The organism is Streptomyces boluensis (assembly GCF_009908195.1).
GTDB lineage: Bacteria > Actinomycetota > Actinomycetes > Streptomycetales > Streptomycetaceae > Streptomyces > Streptomyces boluensis.
In genome coordinates this window covers 1-3,696 of sequence record NZ_JAAAHS010000553.1, presented here as the reverse complement: position 1 = coordinate 3,696, position 3,696 = coordinate 1, and the positions used below count along the sequence as shown (strand labels likewise).

The following is a 3,696-nucleotide window of genomic DNA, read 5'->3' as shown; positions in this document are numbered from 1 at the left end:
GCTTTCGGGAAGGGGCGGGGTGGGGAAGAAAAAAACTCAAGCCCCCCAAGGCGCCCCCGGAACCACCAACGGCGACCCCGTCACAGGATCCGGAACGACCACACAGTCGAGGCCGAACACCTCACGCACAAGCTCCGCCGTAACGACCTCCGACGGCGGCCCCGAGGCCACAACAGACCCCGCCCGCATCGCCACCAAATGATCCGCATACCGAGCCGCCTGATTCAGATCGTGCAGCACGACCACCACAGTCCGACCCTTGTCATGGTTCAACTGCCGCACCAGATCCAGCACTTCCACCTGATGGGAAATATCCAGAAACGTCGTCGGCTCGTCGAGCAGCAGCAGCGACGTCTCCTGCGCCAGCGCCATCGCGATCCACACCCGCTGCCGCTGCCCGCCCGACAGCTCGTCGACGGAGCGTTCGGCGAGGTCGGAGACGTCCGTACGTTCCATCGCCTCGGTGACGGCCCGTTCGTCGTCGTCGGACCACTGCTGCCACCAGTGCTGGTGCGGCTGCCGGCCGCGGGCCACCAGGTCCGCGACGGTGATCGCCTCGGGCGCGACCGGCGACTGCGGGAGCAGCCCGATCTGCTGGGCGATCTTCTTCGTGGGCAGCTTCGCGAGGGCCGTGCCGTCGAGCAGCACCGCACCCTCCTTGGGCCTGAGGAGCCGCCCGAGCGCGCGCAGCGTCGTCGACTTGCCGCAGGCGTTGGGCCCGACGATGACGGTCACCTCGCCGTCGGGGACGGCCAGGTCGAGACCCCGCACGACGGTGCGGTCCTCGTAGGCGAGGGTCAACTCGCGGGCTTGGAGCCGGGTCACGACGTCCCTCCGACGGTACGGCTACGAACGATCAGCCAGATCAGATACGGGGCGCCCACCGCGGCCGTAAGCACACCCACCGGCAGCTCGGTCGGCGCGAAAAGCCGCCGTGCGAGCAGGTCGGCGACCACCACGATCACCGCCCCCGTCAACGCGCTGCACACCAGCGGGATCTGTGCCGTACGGGTCATCCGGCGGGCGATCTGCGGGGCGAGCAGCGCCACGAAGTCGACGGGCCCGGCGGTCCCGGTGGCGACGGCGGCGAGGACGACGCCGAGCAGGACGAGCCCGAGGCGTACCCGCCCGAGCCGTACGCCGAGGGCGGTCGCCGTGTCGTCGTCCATGCTCACGGTGCGCTGGGCGCGGGCCGCCCAGGCGACGGCGGGCAGCAAAATCAGCAGGGCTCCGCCGAGGAGTTGGGCCTCCGGCCAGGCACGGCCGTTGAGGGAGCCGGTCATCCAGATCTGCGCCTGCTGGGCGACGAGGTAGTCGCCCTTCGTCATGAAGAGGGTGGTGACCGAGCGGAGCGCGATGGCGAAGCCGATGCCGATGAGCACGAACCGGGTGGCGTGCAGCCCGCCGCGCCAGGCGAAGACGTACACGAGCGCCGCGGCGAGCACGCCGCCCGCGATGGAGACGTACGGCAGTACGGCGTACGAGGTGACGCCGAAGGTCATCGCGCCGACCGTGACGGCGCTCGCGCCCTGGCTGATGCCGATGATGTCCGGGCTGGCCAGCGGGTTGCGGGCGACGGTCTGGATGAGCGCACCGGCGACGCCGAACGCGGCCCCGACGAGGAGCCCGACGACGAGCCGGGGCAACCGCAGGGTGCCGACGACGAGTTCGTCGGGGGAGGGCTGCCCGAGGACGACCTTCAGGGCTTCGGCGGGGGCGACGAAGCTCTCGCCGACGCAGAGGTAGGCGAGGGCTGCTGCTGCGAGGAGCAGGGTGAGTGCGCCTGCGACCACGGTTGCCCGACGGTGCACGAGGAACGAGGCGTGGCGGGCGCGCAGTACGGCGTACCCGGCCGGCCTCTGACGTATCGCGCTGTCCACAGCGGGTCCGGAGGCGCTCACGCCGCCACCGCCTTCCGTCGTACCAGCGTGACCAGGAACGGCACCCCGATGAGGGCCGTCATCACGCCCGCCGGGACCTCGCTGGGCGGGAAGATGACGCGGCCGATCGTGTCGGAGACGAGCAGCATGATCGGGCCGATCAGGGCGGCCATGGGCAGCAGCCAGCGGTGGTCGCTGCCGACGAGGGCGCGGGCGATGTGCGGTACGGCCAGGCCGATGAAGGCGATCGGGCCCGCGGCCGCGACGGCGACGCCGGTGAGGACGGTCGCGCCGAGGCCGCCGACGATCCGTACCGCCGCGACGTTCTGCCCGAGGCCCTTCGCCACGTCCTCGCCGAGGGCCAGGGCGTCGAGGCCACGGGCGACGGCGATCACGAGAACCACGCCGACGGCCATGAACGGCCAGGTCTGCGCGACCACTTCGGTGTCCCGGCCGGCGACCGAGCCGACCTGCCAGAAGCGGAACTCGTCGAGCGCCGCGGCCTTCGTGGTGAGGACGGCCATGGTCACGGAGACGAGCAGCGCGTTGATCGCGGCGCCGCCGAGCGCGAGCTTCACGGGGGTGGCGCCGCCGCGTCCCCGGGAGGCGATGGCGTACACGGCGAGGGACGCGAACCCGGCGCCGGCGAAGGCGAACCAGACGTACCCGCTCAGTTCGTGCACCCCGGCGAAGGCGATGGCGAGGACCACCGCGACGGACGCGCCCTGGCTGATGCCGAGGATGCCGGGGTCGGCGATGGGGTTACGGGTGATGCCCTGCAGCGCGGTCCCGGCGAGGGCGAGGGCGGCGCCGACCATGAGCCCGATCAGGGTGCGCGGGACGCGCAGTTCGCGTACGACTTCGGCGGCGGCGCTGTGGCCGCCGTGCAGCAGCGCGTCGAGTACGGCGGAGGGCGCCACGGCCCGCGCGCCGACCGCGAGCGAAAGCAGTACGGCGAGTGCGAGGACCACAACTGCCGCGCCGGTCAGGGCTATACGTCGGGCCACCGGTGTGCGTCGGGCCACCGGCGTGCGTCGCGCCACCGGCGTGCGTCGCGCGGCGGCGGGAGGGGCGGCGGCCATGGGACCCTTCGTGGTGAATCCTGCGGTACGTAACGAAACGCGCCGTATGTACGTGAGATTAGGCTTGGCTTAGTGTACGGGGCGGCCTCCGGAGCCCGGCCTCCGCGCGGGCGGAAGCACAATGGTGGGTATGGCAACGCAAGCGCACCCCGCCCCGCTCACCGTCGGCTTCGACCTCGACATGACGCTGATCGACTCGCGCCCCGGCATCCGTGCCGCGTACCGCGCGCTCGCCGCCGAGACGGGCACCCACATCGACGCCGATCTGGCCGTCACCCGGCTCGGGCCGCCGCTGGACGAGGAGCTGGCGCACTGGTTCCCGAAGGAGCGGATACCGGAGATGGCCGACCGCTACCGCGAGATCTACCCCACACACGCCATCGCCCCGAGCCTCGCGATGCCCGGCGCCCGCGAGGCCGTGGCCGCCGTCCAGGCGCGGGGCGGCCGCGCGATCGTGGTCACCGCGAAGCACGAGCCCAACGCGAAGCTGCACCTGTCGCACCTCGGCATCGAGGCGGACGCGGTGATCGGCTGGCTGTGGGCGGAGGCCAAGGCGGAGGCGCTGCGCGAGCACGGGGCGACGGTGTACGTCGGCGACCACATCGGAGACGTACGGGGTGCGCGCACGGCGGGCGCGCTGTCCGTGGCGGTGCCGACCGGGCCGTGCGGACCGGACGAACTGCGGGCGGAGGGCGCCGATGTGGTGCTCGGCGACCTGACGGACTTCCCGAAGT

General features: G+C 72.2%; 4 protein-coding genes. 1 reads left to right on the top strand and 3 read right to left on the bottom strand.

Features of this window, described 5'->3' with window-relative positions:
• Positions 1 to 36: 36 nt before the first annotated feature.
• Genes GUY60_RS35695 through GUY60_RS35685 form a run of 3 tightly spaced genes read right to left on the bottom strand, consistent with a single transcriptional unit; the run spans position 37 to position 2,962 of the window.
• Complete coding sequence (locus GUY60_RS35695) at positions 37 to 825, bottom strand: ABC transporter ATP-binding protein (protein ID WP_161705564.1); 789 nt, start codon at positions 823 to 825, stop codon at positions 37 to 39.
• Positions 822 to 1,901, bottom strand: coding sequence for a FecCD family ABC transporter permease (locus GUY60_RS35690; protein ID WP_312866554.1), 1,080 nt, complete (start codon positions 1,899 to 1,901; stop codon positions 822 to 824). Before GUY60_RS35690 ends, GUY60_RS35695 begins: the two co-directional genes overlap by 4 nt.
• Positions 1,898 to 2,962 (bottom strand): FecCD family ABC transporter permease, encoded by a 1,065-nt coding sequence (locus tag GUY60_RS35685; RefSeq protein WP_161705562.1) that lies wholly within the window; start codon positions 2,960 to 2,962, stop codon positions 1,898 to 1,900. The genes GUY60_RS35690 and GUY60_RS35685 overlap by 4 nt, the downstream gene beginning before the upstream one ends.
• A 130-nt stretch (positions 2,963 to 3,092) precedes the next feature.
• Between GUY60_RS35685 and GUY60_RS35680 the strand changes: the two genes are divergently transcribed.
• The coding region (locus GUY60_RS35680; protein WP_161705560.1) for an HAD family hydrolase at positions 3,093 to 3,696 on the top strand (604 nt) is incomplete at its 3' end.

Bases quoted from the DNA above. Each gene is read 5' to 3' on its own strand.
- GUY60_RS35685 (WP_161705562.1), bottom strand. From the start codon at position 2,962: ATGGCCGCCGCCCCTCCCGCCGCCGCGCGACGCACGCCGGTGGCGCGA.